Origin of the sequence: Pseudomonas sp. 37 R 15 (genome assembly GCF_900004865.1) — a bacterium.
Classification (GTDB): Bacteria; Pseudomonadota; Gammaproteobacteria; order Pseudomonadales; family Pseudomonadaceae; genus Aquipseudomonas; species Aquipseudomonas fluorescens_AM.
In genome coordinates this window covers 44,066-62,982 of record NZ_CVTV01000053.1, presented here as the reverse complement: position 1 = coordinate 62,982, position 18,917 = coordinate 44,066, and the positions used below count along the sequence as shown (strand labels likewise).

The window sequence follows — 18,917 nt, the reverse complement described above, 5'->3', positions numbered from 1 at the left end:
GGCGCTGGGGGCTCGCTCATTACTGTCGACATGCGATCGTCAGGCTGGCTGGAGATAGAACGTCAGCTCTTATTGCCATATCGGGAAAATGCCATTACTTAGCCATCAGATCGCCGAATAAGTTAGTACAAGGAACGGGGGAAAAGTTCGCGAGGGAATGTGTGAATTGGATCCCACTTATCGGAATTTAGGGGTGGGGTTGGTTTTAATAGCGTTGGCGCAGCGGGCGAGTGGGATTGACTCAGCTGCTGCCACGTCAGTGGAGGCCTACCTGAGCTCGGGAGAAGCCGCCGAAACTCAGGGAGGATATCTATTGTTTTGCGCAACTAGTCGATGGGACTTCTGCGACAGGGCCGGGCGTCTCTAAACTGGAGTGCTCTCATTGTGGCGACCAGGCCTGGAATACTGGCGATTCTGCACAGATTTTGGAGGACGAGGATACTTGGAAATATTGGAGCGGGCTCTGCGTGATGAGGTGCGACATCAAGCGCAGAGCTAAGGGTGAATTTGTCGGGATCCCTCAGGGTCTGACCCCTATTCCCAAGAGCAAATTTTCTGAACTCTAAAAAATGCAAAAGCGTGGTACGCCCCCTATCTCGCCCCAACCAAAAGTTCTTTTAATCGCTCTCCAGTAGTAGTTATCTCGCTAGTTGACAGCAACGTATAGCTAACAACAATCAACACACCTCCAGCCAATTCCGAAGCATTCTCAACGTGCCCCTTGAGACACTTAATAATCTGTTGAGGGCTTTTCCCAAATGCGCGAAGGCATAATTTCTCATCAAAATAATTAGCCGCATTTATACGAAAAACGCCATCTCTCCCGTTAATGTCTCTTTTTGTAGCATCGCATGCAGCTAATACTGCCGGCCAGTCGCTTCTAGTGACAGACCAATCATGCAGTGAAGCTCTATAGGCACCAAAAGCCTCTACATACGCAGGGAAAATTTTTTTCAATAAGTCTAAATAATCAATTTCAGCATTCGAAAACTCAATGAATAGAGAGTCATCAAATTGAGCATCATCTTCTAGATATTTCTCACTTCTAAGAGAATATGCAATTCGGCCTTTTATCCCCTTTGGGAGAAACTTATCTAAAGAAACAGAAACAACAAGCTCGCCTTCAATATCGGGAACTTCTACAGCACCGGCCAAATCCCATGGCTTACCTAAGCCTGACAATTTTTCGAGAAAATTTTCGTGCCGCTTTTCAATAGGCTCTGAAAGTTTTGGCCTATGACGAAACTCAAGCTTATACGTAGTCATTAGGGTGCAACCCTCACCAGTGAAAAGGGACAGATTTGCTGGACTCTAAAAAACGCAACAACGTGGTCTGACCCCTATTTCCCCTTTCCAAACGCTATTCTGCGAGGACCGAATATCATCAGCCGCATGAAGTGTGGCACTGCCTCCCCCCTTTGCACCATTCAACTCCTCAATGCTGGCAACGACAACACTTCATCGTACTGTGGCCAGTCTTCCCTCGCGCGTTTGAGCACACCTTGCATCAACTCGTCCAACTCAGGCACCGGTTGCTCGGGCGGCAATTGGTCAAAGGGCGCGGCCAGCAGCGGATGATCAATCTTCTGCGGATTGGCTAAACCCTCCCACTGGCGCAGGCGCAGGATATAGAGAATTTCCACCGGCACGCGTTCCAAGTGCCAGTCCTGATTGAAGTCGTAGGAATTCTTCTGGCTCTCTTTGCCGGTTTGCCAGGTGTGGCGGTCACACGCGGCCAATAGGCAGGGCATCAGGTCGTCGGGGCTGGGAGTGCGCCACTTGGCCAACAAGGCTTCGTAGATGGGTTCGTCGTAAGCATAAGCAGGCCATTGATGCGAGACATCGCCCACCCAATCGGCAAACACACGCAGCATAAAAGCTTGGGCGCGGCGGTGTTGCTCTTCGTACTCAATCACTAATTGATGCCCACGGTTGAGAGCCGCATGGGTGAGATAGCCCTGATGGATGACGGCATCCTTCCAGCCTAGGATCGCCATGGCGGCCATCATATTGCTGGCGGTTTGGATGCTGTAGTTTTGGCGGCGTCGATCATTGCCTGCCGCTTTGGCAATAATGTCGAACTGACCCGCCCAGAAGAACAACTGCCAAATTCCTACTTGGTAATAGCGCAGCCAATGGGCCAATTCCAGAAGCCATTGCGGATTATCTGGTGCGGTTGCCAATACCTTATGGGCTCGTGTGACGGCCATCCATTCGGAGGTACTACGCGTAACGTTGTCACTATTCGGTACAGGCATTGATGGCTTCGCAAATGCATCGCCGCGCTCAACATATTCACGGATGCCATTCAACTCGTATTCATCTGAGACGTGTGGCCCCTTGGCTATGCGCCCCAGCACACTTTTGTAGGAGGGCCATTTCGGGTTTACGCCCGAGCGCTCGAACTGAATTACTTCTTGGTCCATGGTTCCACCTTAAATTCTGCTACACCTGTTTTACTGGGGGCGGGGACACCGACTTTGACTGTTACACCTTGAACCTTGGCTTTTCCTGAATCCAAAGCCGCTTGCAAAGCATCGCGTAAAGCAGGATCGGAGTCGGCAATTGATTTATTACCCGGGAAATAGGGAAATAGGGGTCAGACCACTATTCTTCTATTTTTTAACTCAAACTTTTTCGGGCGTCCTGACACACCCGGTGAAACTCTTTTACCTAATACCTGCGCAATCTCTGATGCGAACTTCTGATCCCCCAAAACGTAATTACCGTTCGTAGAAGATCGAATTTGTTCTATCAATTCAGGTGAAAGCCGATCCATGAATATAGACCGGTAAGCTTCGGCTCGTTGCGCGGCGCCGCTACCTAACTCGCTATAGACTGCATGCGGGCTTATAAAGCCTGATAACTTGCCCTGTGCGTTTGCCGTATAGCTGGTCCAGCGATAGTCGCCCGGATGAGCAACCATACCCGCTCTGACCGGGTTCATTTCGATATATCGATAGCAAGCTAAAACATAGTTTTCTTGTTGAACCAAACAGGAGCGGAAACGACCTTCCCACAACGTGCCCGTTCGCTGATATGTTCGATTGACATATTGAACGTAGCGCTGCCCCAGCCCCTTCATAAGTAGGCCAGCCCCCGCGCAGCAGGTGGGAGTCAACAATAAATGAACATGATTTGTCATCAAGCACAATGCGTGAACTTTACAACCGTACAGCTCAGCAAGCACGGCTAATGTATCAATGTAAAAAATATAGTCTTTATCTGAATAAAAACACGCAGCCCGATTGTTTCCCCGCTGAATAATATGCAACGGGATATCCGGCAGTAAAACCCTGGGACGGCGAGCCATATAAACCCCTAATTGGATAAGAGCTTACAGTTTAGCCGTCGATCACTAGGCCGACAAAATAAAATAATTACAAAAAAACAAATCATGCTTTAAAAGAGCAACTCTACCAAACTCTAAAAACGCAAAACCGTGGTTTACCCTATTTCCCCAAAAAATAAACTATATTTTTAAAGAGCAACTTCACTGAACTCTAAAAAACGCAAAACGTGGTCTGACCCCTAGTCCCAAGTGTATAGCAGCACCTAGAAGACCGAAACCGGATAACTAATTGATACATATAGAAAATACCCACCTCGCGAGAGGTGCGTGTTGTGTATTGAGATTTTGCTCCTGTTAAGGAGCGAAAATTCATGCTGAAAAAGGGCGTATTGAGCAGGTAGACCGTAGGTCGTCAGGTTGGTAGACAAAAAGGAGACAAAAGGACTACAAAAAGGGTACAGCTTGAGTACAAGAAGACTACAGGATGAGTGCAGGAAGGCGGCAAAAAGGGTGCACATAGGGTGCAAAACACCGGCGCAAGGCCGGTGTCGATAGTGCCTGATCAAGTTGGGTATATTGGAAACTACATCTGTCGAATATCAGATAAAAAATCATAAAATTCTTTTTCTGTCATCTCAAACTCTGGCCCTTCGACCATTGCCATTAGTGACAACAACGCAATGTCTAAATCTTTTGTGAGAGAAAGGTTTGGATCTTGGTAAATATCAAGTGCCTCTTTTGATATTTTAAAAATATCAAATCCATCAGCAACCACTCTTCCAAGTCTGTCAGCCACTATGTCTTCCATGCTCATTGCTGCCCCCAACTCTTTAGCTCTGCTCCGGTCGGAGGGTAGTGCTGAGCATCAACCGGCTGCCCATTAATACTTTTCGGGTGGACACGGATTACTTCTCCTGCATGGTCATAGCTTTCCATCCATTGCCTCGTACTGCCCGTTTTAGGATCAAACTCCGTGGCGAAAGAAGCACCCCGAGTAGGTCCTTCTGTCCTTGCAGGAACCTCTTGTGTGTAGTAACGAATACGGCCATCAGGCAGTGTTCTAGCGGAAATAGGGGTCATACCACTATTTTTCAAACCGTGGTCTGACCCCTATTTCTCCACTGCGTGATGAGGTGCGCCATCAAGCGCTGAGCTTAGGGTAAATTTGTGGGGATTGCTCAGGGTCTGCCCCCTATTTCTCCCAGCCTAGCACTCATCAGAAAGTCTTTACTCTTCATCCCAAAAATCTCCGGGAGGCGCATACTCCCCACCCCGTAAGACAGCGCACCAGCCATAACTTCTATAAAACATCTCAAGATCAAGGATCTTGTAAACGCCTTCATTAATTTTATGCAATGTAATCAAACCATTAGCGAAATGCGTATATCGACCGCCCGCCCCCGCAACGGCTCTTAACTCCAGCTCTCTACGATCCCATTCTGATACCACCCCAGATGACTCAGGAACCGTATCCGAAAACGAAATTTCAAATTCTTTTGAGACCTTGCAAAAGCAGGGTATTCGTTCCTGCCTGAGTAATTCATTCGTGATCATGTTCTCAGGGAAGTCGATAATTAATTTCACTTAAGTGCACTCCGAGGAACAACAACCTCACCTGAAAAGTTTCTTTGAAAGGTACTGATGGGACTGAAATATTGGGCCCCGTGCGGATCGCGAATAGCTACAACGGAGATTCCATTTCTAGTTGTAACCCCATCCACCACAACAAAATGGGAAAAGTCCGTACCTTTCGTGTTGTCAACAATGCGGACAACCACCGGAGCTCCATCACCGGTGTACCTAGCCAAATCAGCAATATTTCTGTTCCCAAAGGCACTTGCAGGAACGCCTTCAGAAGTCATCAGGCTCGGGGAAATAGGGGTCAGACCACTATTCTTCTATTTAAAAGAGCAACTCTACTAAACTCTAAAAACGCAAAACCGTGGTCTACCCTATTTCTCCAAAAATAAACCATATTTTTAAAGAGCAACCTCACTGAACTCTAAAAAACGCAAAACGTGGTCTGACCCCTATTTCCCTCAGATAAATGCGCGCCTTTTCCACTTTTTTAGGCTCAGCACGCTTTTATGCCTAATCCGATAGGGTGTAAGAAACATCTCCCGAGTCGCGCCAAACTCCATTCGCAAAGCTTATCGGCCGCTGTGGATAACATACCAACACCCCTTCGACGAACTGACGAAACGACAAGTCAAGTCGCGTTATCCAACGCATATTGTCGATTTCCAACAATCGCCAGTTGTCTCCACTGTCGAAACCGAAAGCAGTCCCGGTGCTATCCCAGCCGAACAGCCACACCTCGCCCTTAGCACCCGATTCATAGGGTCCGTCTTTATAAAACCCATCATCACCAAAGTACTCTACCGCGGGACATAATGTGTGCCTGCGGAAATAGGGGTCAGACCACTATTTTCCAAACCGTGGTCTGACCCCTATTTCTCCACCATTTCTAAACGCATAATTATTGTTTAGTCTCTGGCAGTGGTTTTAATGGCGCGGACACATCCTGTGCGCTCTTAAAACTACGACTGCCAGAATGTCAGACAGACGCCATATTCATCGAGAAGATCGTCAGCAATTTCAAACTGAAATACCTTCTCTGGAAAGGCATCGGATAACGCGCGCTTCCAATATCTAGTGATCTGTTCAGCAAATAAATGACAAAGACGATAATCTTCTTCCGACAGGCCCACTTTAAATACGGGTCGGCCCGGTGCATCCTCCCACTTTGAAAAGAACTGATTTATTGAAAAAATATTTCTGTATCGTTCAACGTCTCTACGCGATGTACTTTGTTCCAACATACTAGATTCGGTCTCAACCAGCCCGTTCAAATGAAATTTTTGCGGATCGTATTGCTGAGCGTTAGGCAGCCAGAAAATGTGACCACTGACCTCAATAAAATCAGGAGAGAGCAAACCTAGAACAGAAATTGCCTGTTCTAATGAAACCAAGTGCCCTACATATGAAAAAAACTCCCCGGAGCCAATATCTGAAACAAACAGATTCAACGACTCTTTAGAAATATTACCCTGATAAACTTTCATCATTTCAACCCTAAGCTATCAAGAACCGACTGAGGAACATTTCCCTCAAAAGCTTTTGTATCACTTCCCTTCTTGGGGAAATATGTTCCATTCGGAGCTTGGTTCCATTCGACCACCTTAATCCGAGAGCTAGACACATCATATAGCGCACGCCCCTCAGGACCGTAGACAACAACATGCCCATTTCCAAGATTTGCATAAGAATCGGGAGTTTGCCCTTGCAACGGATACTGAACACCACCACGCGTTCCCGTGACCGTCACATTCGTTTCCCTGAGTCCCTTGGTATAATCTAAATCAATAGTATTACCGGCAGAGTCCGTAATGAACCTGGGTGTATTGGGAGCGCCAGTAGTTGCTTTTGCACCCGCGAAATCCGCATCGTTAGCAGCAGCCTTACCAGCATCTACAAAGCCAGTTTCTCCAGAAACCAGCCCTGAAGGAGTTGCTTTCGCGCCCCCCAACTCTATTCGAGCAGCGACCTTAGCCGTAACCTTCTCCGCCAGCAAGGCGCCACCCTTCACCAGCCCACCGCCAGCTGAAAGGACCGCAGCCATATCGCTGATCAGCCTTCCAGTTTCAACCCCGGCGTTAAAGGAGCCACTGGGCCCGGCTTCTTCATACTGCGCTTGCAGTCGGTCTATGCGATCAATATACGGCTGCTTGACCGCGTCCCAAACACCACCGCTCTCCACTACAGCTTTGAGCGCCGCATAGGTCTCCTTGAGGCTGCCTGCAGTGGGCCCCAGCTGGGGAAATAGGGGTCAGACCACTGTTTTTCAAACCGTGGTCTGACCCCTATTTCTCCTGCACAAGCGTGACAGCTTGCCCTCGAATATCAATAACGACTTGCTGCTGCATTCCTTGCGGTAAATTTTCAGCTCGCTGGAGGGCTTGGTTGGAAACATTACTAATCAATCCGCTTTGATTTTTTACAATGTTGTAGTTTTTCACTTCAACGCTGCATACGTTACCCACACACCAGTCTGGACGGACACTACCTGAAGTGCCATAAGGGACTTCTTGCCCATTTTTATAACTGACTTGTGGGCGAGCTCCCGCACCAAGATCAGCGCCAACATCAATCTCAGATTTTTGGGGTGTAGGACGAACAGCTGTCCCGGTAGAGGCGAGATCATCTGCCTTTCCAGCAGCACCGCCAGTAGCTTTTGCATCAAGAGCGCACCTTTTGCATCAAGTGAACTGCTATCCAGCCACATCAACATCTACGAAAAACGTGGTCTGTCCCCTATCGCTTATCAGGGTCGCTCCCGATTGTTCTATCTGTACTTTAGCTGAAGAAATTTCTATAGGCTGTCTCAACCCTTACAGAAATGTCATCAGGCTTGAAAGCCAGATTCTCCAATGCAGCCACTTCAATAGATAACAAGGGATTCGCAACTGCAAGTGACTTCAACCCGCACTGTTGGCGAACCTTAAAAATTGCGAAAACCTCCAAAGGCAGCAAATCAAAAGGTGGGTTTTTGAACTCCGGGTCCCAAGCCCCGCCCTTATCTTCGGAGTTAGCTAAGTGATATTGGCATACCTCGTCCAGTACACCGGCAAGCCTTTGCTCATCTGCCCAACTGTCTATCACTTTCTTGTAAATGCCGAGATCCATAGACTCAATCAGGGCAGGTGTATTCCCACCCGAATAGACAGAATAGAGCCACAGCATGAAAGGTTCGAATCGACGCTCTTTGAGATAGCCGGGATCAACAGCTCCATCAACAGTTAACATCCCAACAAGCACATCGGCGACCGACTCCGCTAGATCATGCCTATCCGCAGCAATGAAACCTGCAAGTAAGCAACCTGCATTGCTCAACTGATTGGTCAGATTCGGGGCGTTTCTAATGCCTTGAAGAAAGCTCGTATTAGAAAAGGTCTTAGCTCTGAGCATTAGCACCCAATAGCGGTAAATCATCGCGCGGGATACTTCCTCCCAGCCAGAAATATCACCGGCACAAATAGAAACCTCTCCCTGTATACCGTGACAAACTGCAAGTATCCCCAATGAATCAGATACATTGCCCAACCCCTCCAAGGAGTCACAGGCAAGATCCTCTTCAAGGTACTCAAGCTCTTGAGCCAGCATCCCATCCGACTGAGACAGCCAGTGCCGATGCTGCTCTAGGATTTCTTCTATTTTTTTCATTCTGGTACGCCCCATCAGTCAATTACGCGCCCAAGGTGAGACCCGCAATACTTCACCCTGTAGGTCAACGCCGATCAAATTACCACTCACATTTTCAGGGGCACGCCTGAACTCCCGAAGCATCTGCCTAGCCTGCTGCTGCTCTGCCACGCTGATGCTCTTGTAACGACCTTGTCGACTAGCTGCCTGACCCAGAACATCCTCGATGAACGTTGTCATGTTCTGCTGTCGTACAGAAAGATCTCCCACATTCCCCGTTCGCGAAGTTTTTACTTCAGTGAACGCGAGGCGGCCATCCGGTGTACGGCTGACAATGTCGATACCGTTACCACTGCGGTTCTGCACAGCGAAGATGTCAGTGTGGTTGTTGTCACGCAAGAAGACCTTGGAGATATCTTCACCTAGGTCACCAACCTGCTGATTGGTTAGCTTCGAAAGATCTTTACCTCGGGTGGCTGAAAACAGATCAAGTGTCGTACCCGAAGTAACGGCTCCACCTGTCTGACCTAGCCCTTTTGCATCAAGAGCGCCACCTTTTACAGCCTCAACATTCCGCGCCGCCGCAGCAGCATCCGCAGTAGCAGCTACCTCCTTCACCCCAAGACTGCCAAAGCCTCCCACACCTAACGCCCCACCGCCAGCCATCGCGGCACCAAAAGGCACCTCTGCTGCTGCTATGGTCAGTTCGGTACAAGCTACCGGGTTCATCCCACATGCATTTAACAGGGCTGGACCAAGCAACATGCCTCCTGTCACTGTTCCGATTACAACAACACCACCCACCAACGTATAAGCAAGGCTTTCACGGCGCTCGGCATACATTTGCGCCGAGCACGCCTCTGCGCTCAGTCCCGCACAGTTTTGCTCCTTGTAGCGCTCATTTTCAGCCTTGATGCGCTCTTCAGCCTTTTGTTCGAGCGTCTTACCCTCAGCTAATGCACTGGCAATATCACCCATTGAGTTGTTCTCAACAGCATTGTTGCCAGCCTTTGCACCGGCAAGTGCACCGCTCAGGTCGCCTCCTGCAAGCCCGCCTGCCAAACCCGATGCCAATGTCGAAAGCGCCGATACGGTCTGTTTCTGCTTCTCGCTCAAATTCTCGGTTTTAATACCAGGATACAACTGCGCCGCAATCAACTCCCCCGTGCCAGCTCCAGCGGCACCGGCAACCGCCGAGTTCCCTTGGGCCTGTGCAACTACAGCACCCAATACCACGTGGGCCATGATTCGGGCGGTATCGTTGTCCCGCGCTGACTGCTTGATGATGTTCGCCAGATAGGGCGCCGACGCGCCTGCGAGGGCGGAGCCGATGTCCCCGCCTGCCAGTCCTTGCAAAGCTGCCGTCACCGCTTGAGCGGCACGTTGATAATCGCCCCCCGTTCCGTACGGCTGCATCACCGTACGGGTCACCTGTGCGGCGATCTCTTTATCCGTCGGCTGGGTATTGCCCTCACGGATAAGTTTGTCTCGCGCAGCCGCTATCGCTTCGGGATCTTTTTGAGCATTGGCCGCGTTAATGGCACCTTGAGTGCGTGTGATATCCGCCGCTTGAGTACCGATATCCGCAATCAACTGCACCTGCCGCAGCCGTTTCTGCTCTTTCTCCTTATCGAAGATGGGGCTGATGGCGCCGTTGGCGTGTTCAACATCGTGGCTCAGCGTTGCCACGTCCTGCTGCTGTTTGGCAGGGTCGCGGATGTTGAGGGTGCCGTTGGAAATGGCCGAGGACGTGGTGCCGCTGTCACTGTCGCCATGATTGAACGCGATCAAACTGCCGCTGGGCATGTTGCTGATGAACGCGTTGGTGCCATCGCTGCCACTGCTGACGCTGGCGCTCTGCAACTGGCTTGTGTAGTCAGCCTTGTTCTTTAAAACGCTCCAGCCCAGGGTGCCGGTGTTCAGGCGGTTTTTGTCCGGCGTGGCCGTGCTGGCGATCACGCTGCCATCGAGTTGGGTATGGTTGCCCACATCGATCTGGTAGCCGCCCTTGCCGCCGAACAGGCCGGTCTGCTCCTGCACACTCTGGTATTTGGAGTCGATCTTGCTTTTGCTGATGCTCAGGTTGGCGCTGGCGCCGCTGCCGATGATGGCAAAACTGACGCCCCCACTGACATCCGTTTGCTTGGACTTGTAGTTATCGGTGTCCTGCAGGCTTTGCAGCGTGAAGTCGCGACCCACGGTAGCGGTGATTTTGTCTGCGCTGACTTGCGCGCCTTTGAGGGCGGTGTCTCGTCCGCTGATCAGGCTGACCTGTTTGCCCGCGTCCAGCGTTGTCTCCGTCCAGGTGGTGCCGGTGCCCTTCTCGTTGCCGGTGCCCTTGTTCGCATTGGCGAAGATACTCAGGCCACTTTCTCCGGAACCCACGCCCAGACTGATGCCAATCGCTCCACCGCTGCTGCTGTTTTTGCCATCGAGCTTTTGATTGTTGGCCGCAGCCTCCAGGCGAATATCACGCTCCGCAGCCAGCGTCATTTCATTGCTGGCCTGGAGCTTGCTGCCTTGAACGCGGATATCACCGGCGTCTCCCGGCGTGCCATTCCCCTGCGCCACGATGGTGAGGTTATTGCCCGCCGTCAGGTTGCTGCCCTGGCTGAGGGTTTGTTCCTGCGTCTGTCTGGAGTCGGACTTCTGCGACCCCAGGGAGATGCTGATACCTACAAACTGCCCAGCGTTGGCGCCGGTCATGCCGCCATCCTGCTGCGCCGCTTGCCACGCCTGCACCCCCGTCAAACCCGCCTTCACACCTTGCAGCGCCGAGAGGCGGCCGTCGTCCTCGCTTTTGGCTTGCTTGGCAGTTCGGTAAGCGGAGTCCACCGCGCTACCCACGGTGCCGGAGAGTGCCAGGGTCAAACCACTGGTTTTGCTTTTGGCCGTCTGTTCGCTGCGGTTGTTGTTTTCGGACGCCAGGATGCTGACATTTTGCCCAACCAGGCTGATGTCTTTACCGGCAACCACGTCAGAGCCTTTGATGGTGAGCTCTTTGCCCGCCCGGATATCCACGCTGCCCAGCACGCTGCCGATGTTGCTGGCCCGGGTGGTTTCGGTGCTGCTGTTGAGGGTGTTTTTATTGCTGCTTGAGCCCAACGTAACGCCGATGCCGCCGCTGCTCATCAAGCCCGATTTTTTGGTCGAGGACGAATGGCTTTGTTCAAAGGTTTCCGTTGCCCCATCAATCACCACATTACGCCCGGCAATCAGGCTGGTGGCGTTCGTGGACACCACGTCACTGGCGCTCGTGCCGATGTCGCGACCGGCACGCACGACCACCGTGTCGGCGCTGATGGAGGAACCCTGTTGGGTAATCTGGTTACTGCTGTCGATGCGCGTTTTCTGGCTGCTGGACAGCAACCCTTTGCTGGTTTTGGTCTTGCGGTAATAGCTGTAGTCGCTGTCTTGGGCGGCCTTCAGCGTCAGATCATTGCCCGCATAGAGGTAGGCTTCCTTGCCCGCGCTCGCGCGACTGGCGCTGACGGCGAGGTCGTTGCCTGCACTCAGGGAGAGGTTTTCGCCGGCCACCAATGAGGTGCCTACCTGCTGAACGTGATCCTCTTTGCTGGTGACCTTCTTGGAATTGAACGCCGAATGCTGTTCATTCGCCGCCGAAGCCAGGTTCACATTGCCCTTGGCCACCAACGCCAGATCACGCGTGGCATTCAACTGGCTGCCGATGGCGCTGATGTCCCGTGCCGCCACAATCTGGAAGTCCCGCCCGGCTTCTACCACGGTGCCGTACTGGGTCACGTTGCTGCTGCGTGAGTAGGTGCTGACGCTATTGGCGTTACGTTGTTCGGCAGTGACGAGGTTCACGTCACGCCCGGCCTGGATACGGGTGTCGGTACCGCTCTTGAGTACACCGCCGGTGCTGTTGATGTCGCGACCGGCTTGCAGGGTCAGGCTGTTGGCGGCTTCGATGCGCGCGGCGTTGTCGACGAAGTCGGTGCGTTCGGTGCGATAGCCGCTGCTGCTCTGGTGGCTGGTGACGGTGCGTTCGTTGAGCACATCGCCATTTACCGCAGCGGCGCTGACGTCGCGCCCGCTGATGATGCCGCCGGCGCGGTTGGTGAGGCTGTTGCCGGCCAGCAGGTCGAGACGGTTGCCCGCTGCGATGAGGCCGCTGTTGACCATGTTGCGCCCGGCGCTGGCGGCCAGGTTATTGGTGGCGCGCAGGGTGCCGACGTTGGTCAGGTCTGTGCCGCTGACCAGGCTCAGGTCGCTGCCGGTGATCAACGCGCCATTGGGCGCCAGGCGGTTGTTGGCCTGGGCCAGGTAGAGCACCGGCACCAGCACTTGCTGGCCGGCGACGGTGGCGTTTTCCATCCACACGATGTCGTGGGTCAGGGCCGCGACTTGTTCGGCGGTGAGGCTTACACCGACCGACAAATTGAGCGCCTGACGGCTGCCGATGGCGTTGTCCATCAGGTACTTGAACATCGCCGTGTCGCTGGTTTGGCCGTCGATGAAGCGCTGGCCGGTGCGGGCAATGACCGCTTGCTGAATCAGGCGCTGTTCATAGAGGCCATCACCCAGGCGTTTTTGCGCCTGGTCGGGGTCGTAGCCGAGCTTGGACAGCATGTAATCGGAACTGAGGAACTGGCCGAGATTGGTCAGCTGCGGGTTGGTTTCGATCAGGTATTTCTGTGGGTTGGAGACGAACTGGCTGTCCGGCAGGCCTTGCACGCGGTTGATGGTGACACCGTCGGCCGAGGTGCCTGCGGCGGGTACGACCGGCCCGGAAGCCGGGGCTCGGTCTACGCTGCCGCCGCCCAGGCTCCAGCCTTGCGGGCCGGTACTGGCCGGCGCACTGGCGCTTTGGCCGCTGAGGCGGAACAGGCCGCCCTGGCCGCTGGGCAAGGTAAAGCCGGGCAAGCTCAGCGGGTTGATCTGCTGCTGGGCCAGGTCCGGAGGCAATTGCGCGTTGAGGGTGACGCGGGTCGAGTAACCGTTGGCGGCACTGGCGCCGGTCGCGCCGGTGGTGGTTTTTGCACCCGCCCCGATGTAGGTGTAACCCGGGCGCACCACGCTGTTGTCGATACCGGCCTGCGCCTTGACGTCCACCGCGCCGCCAGCCTGAATCACGGCAGCATAACGCTGATCATCGCTGGCGATTTTGGTGACCTTGCCGAACTGCGTGCGCTCGATCTCCATCATGCCGATGAAGTTGGCCACCGTGGCCTCAAGGCCGCCGAGGTCATTGGGGTTGTAACCGGCGCTTTTGTACCAGTATTTGTTGGTAAGTGCGGCGGCTGCATCGAACCAGCGTCCAGGGTGCTTGGTGCGCTCTGACGTGAACAGACGATAGGTCTCGGTCTCGCCGGTTTCGATGCCGGTGTTGACCAGGTTGTTCAGGCGCGCCGTGAAGTTACCGCCGGCCGCGATCGAGCTGCTGCTGTTGAGCAGGTCGCCGCCCGCCAGGGTCATGTTGCCGCCGGCGGTGATACTCGAACCGGCACTGGCGGCGGTCACTTCCAGTTTGTCGCGGGTCAGCAACTCCCACACGTAGTTGCGCGGGGTGCCGCCTGCTTTGCAGTCACCGGCGTTGACGTACTTGATGCACGCGCCCTCGGTGGCCGAGGCGGTGTAGACACCCGCGTCGTTGACGGTCAGTACCGCACGTTCGTTTTTGATCGTGGCGGCGGTGAGGGTCAGGTCACCATCACTCTGCATGCTCGATGAGCTGTTGATAATGCTGTCGGCCAGGCCGCCCTTGCCGTCGCGATCGACACTCAGGTTGCCCATGCTGTAGAGGTCGCCGTAGCTGTTGTTCAGCGACGCCACGCGCAGGCTCATGTCGGCGCCGCTGAAGATCAGGCCGTGGTCGTTGAGCAATGCGCCGGTGTTGACCGTGAGCGTTTGCCCGCTGCCGAGCGTGGCGTAGTTGTTGAGCGTGCCCGCGTTGATCAGCAGGTCGGTGGCCGAGGTCAGGCGGCCGCGGTTGTTCAGGGTGCCGCTGAGGGTGGCGCGGGTCACGCCACCGCCGGCGATGCTGGCGGTGTCACTCAAGTTGGCCTGGGCGGCGGTCAGGTTCAGTTTGCCCAGGCTGCTGATGCGCCCGCTGCTGTTCAGCGCGCCGCTCAGGCTCAGGTCAAGGTCGCCGTCGCTGGCGATCAGGCCGTTGGTGGACCAGTTGCCACCGCTGCCGATAAAGCGCCGGGCGCCGAGCAATTGACCGGTCGCGGTCTGTTCGAGGCTGTTGACGTTGACGGTCAGTTGCCCGGCCTGGATCACGCTGCTGTTGGTCCAGGTGTCCTGGGCGATGGTCAGGTCGCCACGGGTGACCAGGCTGCCGCCTACATCATTGAGATTGCGCGGCGCGATGCCGAAGGTGCCGGTGCCCACATGCAGCACATTGCCGCCGAGGTTCTGCAGGCGGTCGGCGTCCAGGCTCAGGTTGGTGTTGGCTGTTTCCAGCACGCCGTCGCGGTTGTCGAACAGCCCGCCAATGGCGAACTCGGTGGTGCCGCTGTTACCCAGTGCGCGCAGGCGGCCGGTCTGGTTGTCCAGGCTGGCGGCGCGGACCTTGAGGGTGGATTCGCTTTCGATGATGCCCAGGCGGTTATTCAACGCGCCGCTGAGGTCCAGGTCGATCTGGCGGGCGGCAATCTGGCCATCGTTGTCGCCGCTGTTATCGAAATCGTGGCCGACCACGCGCATCAGGCCTTTGGCATAGAGCCCGCCGTTGCGGTTGTCGAAGTTGCCGGTGGTGACCAGGCCGTCGCCGGCCTGGGCGGAAATACGTCCGCCGTAGTTGTCTACGCCACCGGCCTGCAGGTCCAGGGTCTGGCCCTGCATCACGCCGCCCTGGCGATTGTTGGTGAGGTCATAGCCGTTGCGCAGCACACCGACCACTCGGGTCTGCAGCAAGGCCTGGAGGCTGGCGAGGGTGCCGCCCCGGTTGTCGAGGCTGGCCGCGCCGGCCTTGAGGTTGCCGGCCTGAGCGATCAGTTTGCCGCTCTGGTTGTCGACCGCATCGACCACATCGAGGGTCAGGCCGCCCTGGCTTTGCACCGCGCCTCTGGCGTTGTCGAGACGGTTGGCGCTGAGCGTGAGGTCAGCGTTCTGGCTGTAGATCAAGCCGTCGTTGCCGTTCTGTACCAGACCGCTGGCGGTGATGCTCAAGCGCTCGTTGGCCGCCAGCGTGCCGCGATTGCGGTTATCCAGGCCGCCGGTCAGCAGCGTCAACAGGCCTTGGCTGGCGAGTTGCCCACCCTGGTTGTCGATCTGCGCGGCACGGCTGATCAGCAACGGGCCAGCGCTGGCCAACTTGCCGTTGGTGTTGGTCAGGGTCGCCAGCAGGTCCAGGCGAGTGGCAGCGCCGCCGCTGATGGTGCCGGCAGTGTTGTCCAGGTTCTGCGCGGTCAGGTTCAAGGCCGTGCCGCTGTCGATGGCGCCGCCGTTGGCATTGTTCAGCAGCCCGGTGACGTTGAGGGTTTGCTCGGCAGCGCTGGAAAGCGCGCCTTTGTCGCTGTTATCCAGCTCGGCGGCGCTGACCGTCAGCGCTTTCTGGCTGACCAGCGCACCCGCGCCGCTGTTGAGCAGGCGACCGGTGAGCGTGGCATTGAGGTCGCCGTAGCGGCTCGACAGGGTGCCGCCGTTGCGGTTGTCCAGGCTTGCGGCAGTGGCGTTCAGGCCTTGCCAGCCGGACATCAGCCCGTTCTGGTTGATCAGCGTCTCGGCGTTGAGCACCAGCAGGTTATTGCTGATCAGCTTGCCCGCGCTGTTATCGAGGGTGCGACCACTGAGGGTCAGGGTCTGCGCGCTGGAGAGTTCGCCGCCCTGGTTGCTGAGGTCACGCAGGTGATTGATGCTCAGGTTGCCGGCGGTGGTGATCAGGCCACCGGTGTTGTTCAGGTCGCCGGTGGCACTGCCGAAGTCCACGGCAATCGCGCTGCCCAGCAAGGAGCCGCCCTGGTTATCCAGGCTCGCGGTATTGATGCTCAGAAGGTTGGCCGCGTTGATCAGGCCCTGGGCCTGGTTGGTCAATGGGCCGCTCACGTTGAGCAGGGTGTCGCCACGGCTGGTGAGGGTGCCGCCGCTGTTGTCCAGGCTGGCAGCGCTTGCGTCAACCGCAGCGGCGGCAATCATGCCCTTGACGTTGGCCAGGGCCTGGCCGATGCGCAGGGTCAGGGCGGCGTTGCTCAGCAGTTTGCCGCTGCTGTTATCGAGGTTGTCGGCGGTGAGTGTGAAGGCCTGGCTGCTGGAAATCTCGCCGCCCTGGTTATTAACGTCCTTGAGGTTGTTGAGCATCAAGAGCGGGCCGTTGATCAGCCCGCCCTGGTTGTTGAATTGGCCGCGATTGAGTTCAAGGGTCAGGCCGGTGGCGCTGGTCACCTGACCGCCTTGCTGATTGTTCAGGTCGCGAGTGTCGATGCGCAGCGCATTACGCGCGCTCAGGGTGCCCTGTTGGCTGTTGTCGACACTTGCGCTGGTCAGGGTCAGGGTGCCGTCCGTCACCAGGCGGCCGCCCTGGTTGTCCACCGCGTCACGGGCGGCGATGCTCAGCGGGCCGGCGCTGGAGAGCGCGCCACCACGGTTGACCAGGGTGCCCGTGGTCACGGTGAGCAGCCCTTCGCTGCTGATCAGGCCTTGGTTGCGGTTGAGCAATTGATCGACGTTCAGGTTCAGGCCAGTGCCAGCCACTACCAGGCCGCCATCGCTGTTATCCAATTGCGTGCCGTTCACCGCCACGCCCGCACGGCTGGACAGCTCGCCGTTGCGGTTGTCGATGTTGGCGACGTCGACCTGCACGCCGCCGGTGCTGGCGACCAGGCCTTTCTGACGGTTGTCGAGGCGATTACCGGTGAGGTGAAGAACGCCCTGGCTGGTGACGCGCCCGTTCTGGTTGTCGAGCGTGCCGGCGCTGAGGCTCAACGCCTTGCCCGCCGTGACCAGGCCCGCGACGTTGTCCAGGGTGGTCACCGTCAGGTTGGCAGTGTCCAGGCTGGAGATTTCGCCGCCGGTATTTTGCACCGTGCCCAGCGTGGCAGTCAGCGGCCCGTTACTGGCGATCAATCCGCCCTGGCCGTTCTGCAGCGCGCCGGCGTCGATAGCCAGCGCGGTGTTGCTGAGGACTCGTCCGTTGTTGCGGTTATCGAGGGCAGCCGCCGTGACGCGAGTGCCTTGCCGGGCGCTGAGGGTGCCGCCCTGGTTGTTCAAGGCCTGGGAATCGACGCTCAAGCTGCGGCTGGCGATCACGCTGGCGCCATTGTTGTTGACGGCCTGGCCGCGCAGGCTGACATCACCTGTGGAGTTGCGGGTGTTATCGGCGTTGACGCCGGCTTCGATGATGTCTGCGTTGGTCAGCGTGCCGCCGCTGGACAGTGCAATGCGGTCGCGTGCGGCCAGGCTTTTGCGACTGTTGAGATCGCCCTGGGTTTGCACCTCCAGGGCGTTACCGGCATACATCGGTCCCTGGGCGTCAAGGCTGGCGGCTTTGACATTGATCGCGCCGCTGGCAGCGGTCTGCGCCATGCTCAGGCGCCCATTGGCATCGAGCTGGATATCGCCACCGCTGGCGGCCAGGGTGCCGTCGAGCTTCACGCCCACGCCGGCTTCGGTGCCCACCAGTTTGATCGCGCCGGCGTACATGCCGCCCAGCGCCGATGAGTCAATCGCCAATTCGGGCTTGGCGCTGCCGTCGTCGGCGCGAGCGGTGGTTTTCAGGCTTTGTGCATCGACGTCGTTGCGCCCGGCGATCACGTTGAGTTCGCGGGCGTTGATTTGTGCGTTGATCTTGGCCGAGCGGGTGATGATGTCGAAGCGGTCGACGTTGCTGGCGTTCAGGCCTTCGCCATCGATGGTCACCGCGCCGCCATCGACCTGGTAGCTTTTCAGCTGGCCGGTCGGGTCGATGATGGGTTTGCCGGTGGTGAGGGTGACGTTGGGGGTGTTGATGAAACCGCAACCGGCGCAGGTCACGCCGTACGGGTTGGCGACGATAACTTTGGCCGACTGCCCCGCCACTTCGGTATAGCCGCGCAACTGGCTGGCGCTGCCGCCGTTGACTTCGTTGAGGATGACGCTGGCCGCGCCGCCCTTGAGGTTGGGGTTGCCGACGATGATCCCGCCCAGTTGGGTGTTTTGCAGCGCGCCGTTGGCGTTGTTGAGGATCACGCCGTTGGGGCCGACGTTGTACTGCTGGAACTGGTTATGGGACAAGCCTGCGCCGTTGGGCGTGGCGATGTTCACCACCGGCACGCCATTGCCCGCCGCGCCCACGGTAGTGCCCGGCGCGCTGACCACAATGCCCTCGGCCTGGGCCAGCAGTGGCTGCCAGAACAGCGCGTTGGCGAGGATCAGCGCCAGCCCGCGCTTGGGCAGGCCGAAGAAGGCGTTTCGCGGCTTCAGGGTGGCGGAAGGTTGGCGGGCCAGGAAGGCAAATTGTCGAACGTCCATTTTCAGTTTC

At 56.1% G+C, this 18,917-nt stretch carries 11 protein-coding genes; all 11 read right to left on the bottom strand.

Annotated features, from left to right (window positions below; all coding sequences use genetic code 11):
• Nucleotides 1-591: 591 nt before the first annotated feature.
• Nucleotides 592-1,266: a hypothetical protein gene (locus BFQ04_RS28760; RefSeq protein WP_083217924.1), complete on the bottom strand. Its 675-nt coding sequence runs from the start codon at nucleotides 1,264-1,266 to the stop codon at nucleotides 592-594.
• 161 nt (nucleotides 1,267-1,427) lie between these two features.
• On the bottom strand, nucleotides 1,428-2,102 hold the full coding sequence (locus tag BFQ04_RS19830) for a hypothetical protein (RefSeq protein ID WP_065949937.1): 675 nt from the start codon (nucleotides 2,100-2,102) through the stop codon (nucleotides 1,428-1,430).
• 497 nt (nucleotides 2,103-2,599) lie between these two features.
• A complete protein-coding gene (locus BFQ04_RS28755; RefSeq protein ID WP_083217923.1) occupies nucleotides 2,600-3,313 on the bottom strand; it encodes a transposase in 714 nt (237 codons plus the stop codon).
• 562 nt (nucleotides 3,314-3,875) lie between these two features.
• A complete protein-coding gene (locus tag BFQ04_RS19825; protein WP_055002011.1) occupies nucleotides 3,876-4,106 on the bottom strand; it encodes a hypothetical protein in 231 nt (76 codons plus the stop codon).
• 413 nt (nucleotides 4,107-4,519) lie between these two features.
• Nucleotides 4,520-4,876 (bottom strand): hypothetical protein, encoded by a 357-nt coding sequence (locus tag BFQ04_RS28750; RefSeq protein ID WP_164420254.1) that lies wholly within the window; start codon nucleotides 4,874-4,876, stop codon nucleotides 4,520-4,522.
• A gap of 956 nt (nucleotides 4,877-5,832) precedes the next feature.
• Complete coding sequence (locus BFQ04_RS19820; RefSeq protein WP_024673397.1) at nucleotides 5,833-6,357, bottom strand: hypothetical protein; 525 nt, start codon at nucleotides 6,355-6,357, stop codon at nucleotides 5,833-5,835.
• Nucleotides 6,357-6,914, bottom strand: coding sequence for a hypothetical protein (locus BFQ04_RS29720; protein ID WP_218187753.1), 558 nt, complete (start codon nucleotides 6,912-6,914; stop codon nucleotides 6,357-6,359). The genes BFQ04_RS19820 and BFQ04_RS29720 overlap by 1 nt, the downstream gene beginning before the upstream one ends.
• Before the next feature lie 241 nt (nucleotides 6,915-7,155).
• Nucleotides 7,156-7,311, bottom strand: coding sequence for a hypothetical protein (locus BFQ04_RS29715; RefSeq protein WP_175413251.1), 156 nt, complete (start codon nucleotides 7,309-7,311; stop codon nucleotides 7,156-7,158).
• A complete protein-coding gene (locus BFQ04_RS19810) occupies nucleotides 7,308-7,583 on the bottom strand; it encodes a hypothetical protein (RefSeq protein WP_065949936.1) in 276 nt (91 codons plus the stop codon). Before BFQ04_RS19810 ends, BFQ04_RS29715 begins: the two co-directional genes overlap by 4 nt.
• Nucleotides 7,584-7,648: 65 nt before the next feature.
• A complete protein-coding gene (locus BFQ04_RS19805) occupies nucleotides 7,649-8,515 on the bottom strand; it encodes a hypothetical protein (RefSeq protein ID WP_065949935.1) in 867 nt (288 codons plus the stop codon).
• Nucleotides 8,516-8,533: 18 nt separating this feature from the next.
• Nucleotides 8,534-18,907, bottom strand: a complete 10,374-nt coding sequence (locus tag BFQ04_RS19800) for a hemagglutinin repeat-containing protein (RefSeq protein ID WP_083217931.1) — start codon at nucleotides 18,905-18,907, stop codon at nucleotides 8,534-8,536.
• Between the last annotated feature and the right edge of the window lie 10 nt (nucleotides 18,908-18,917).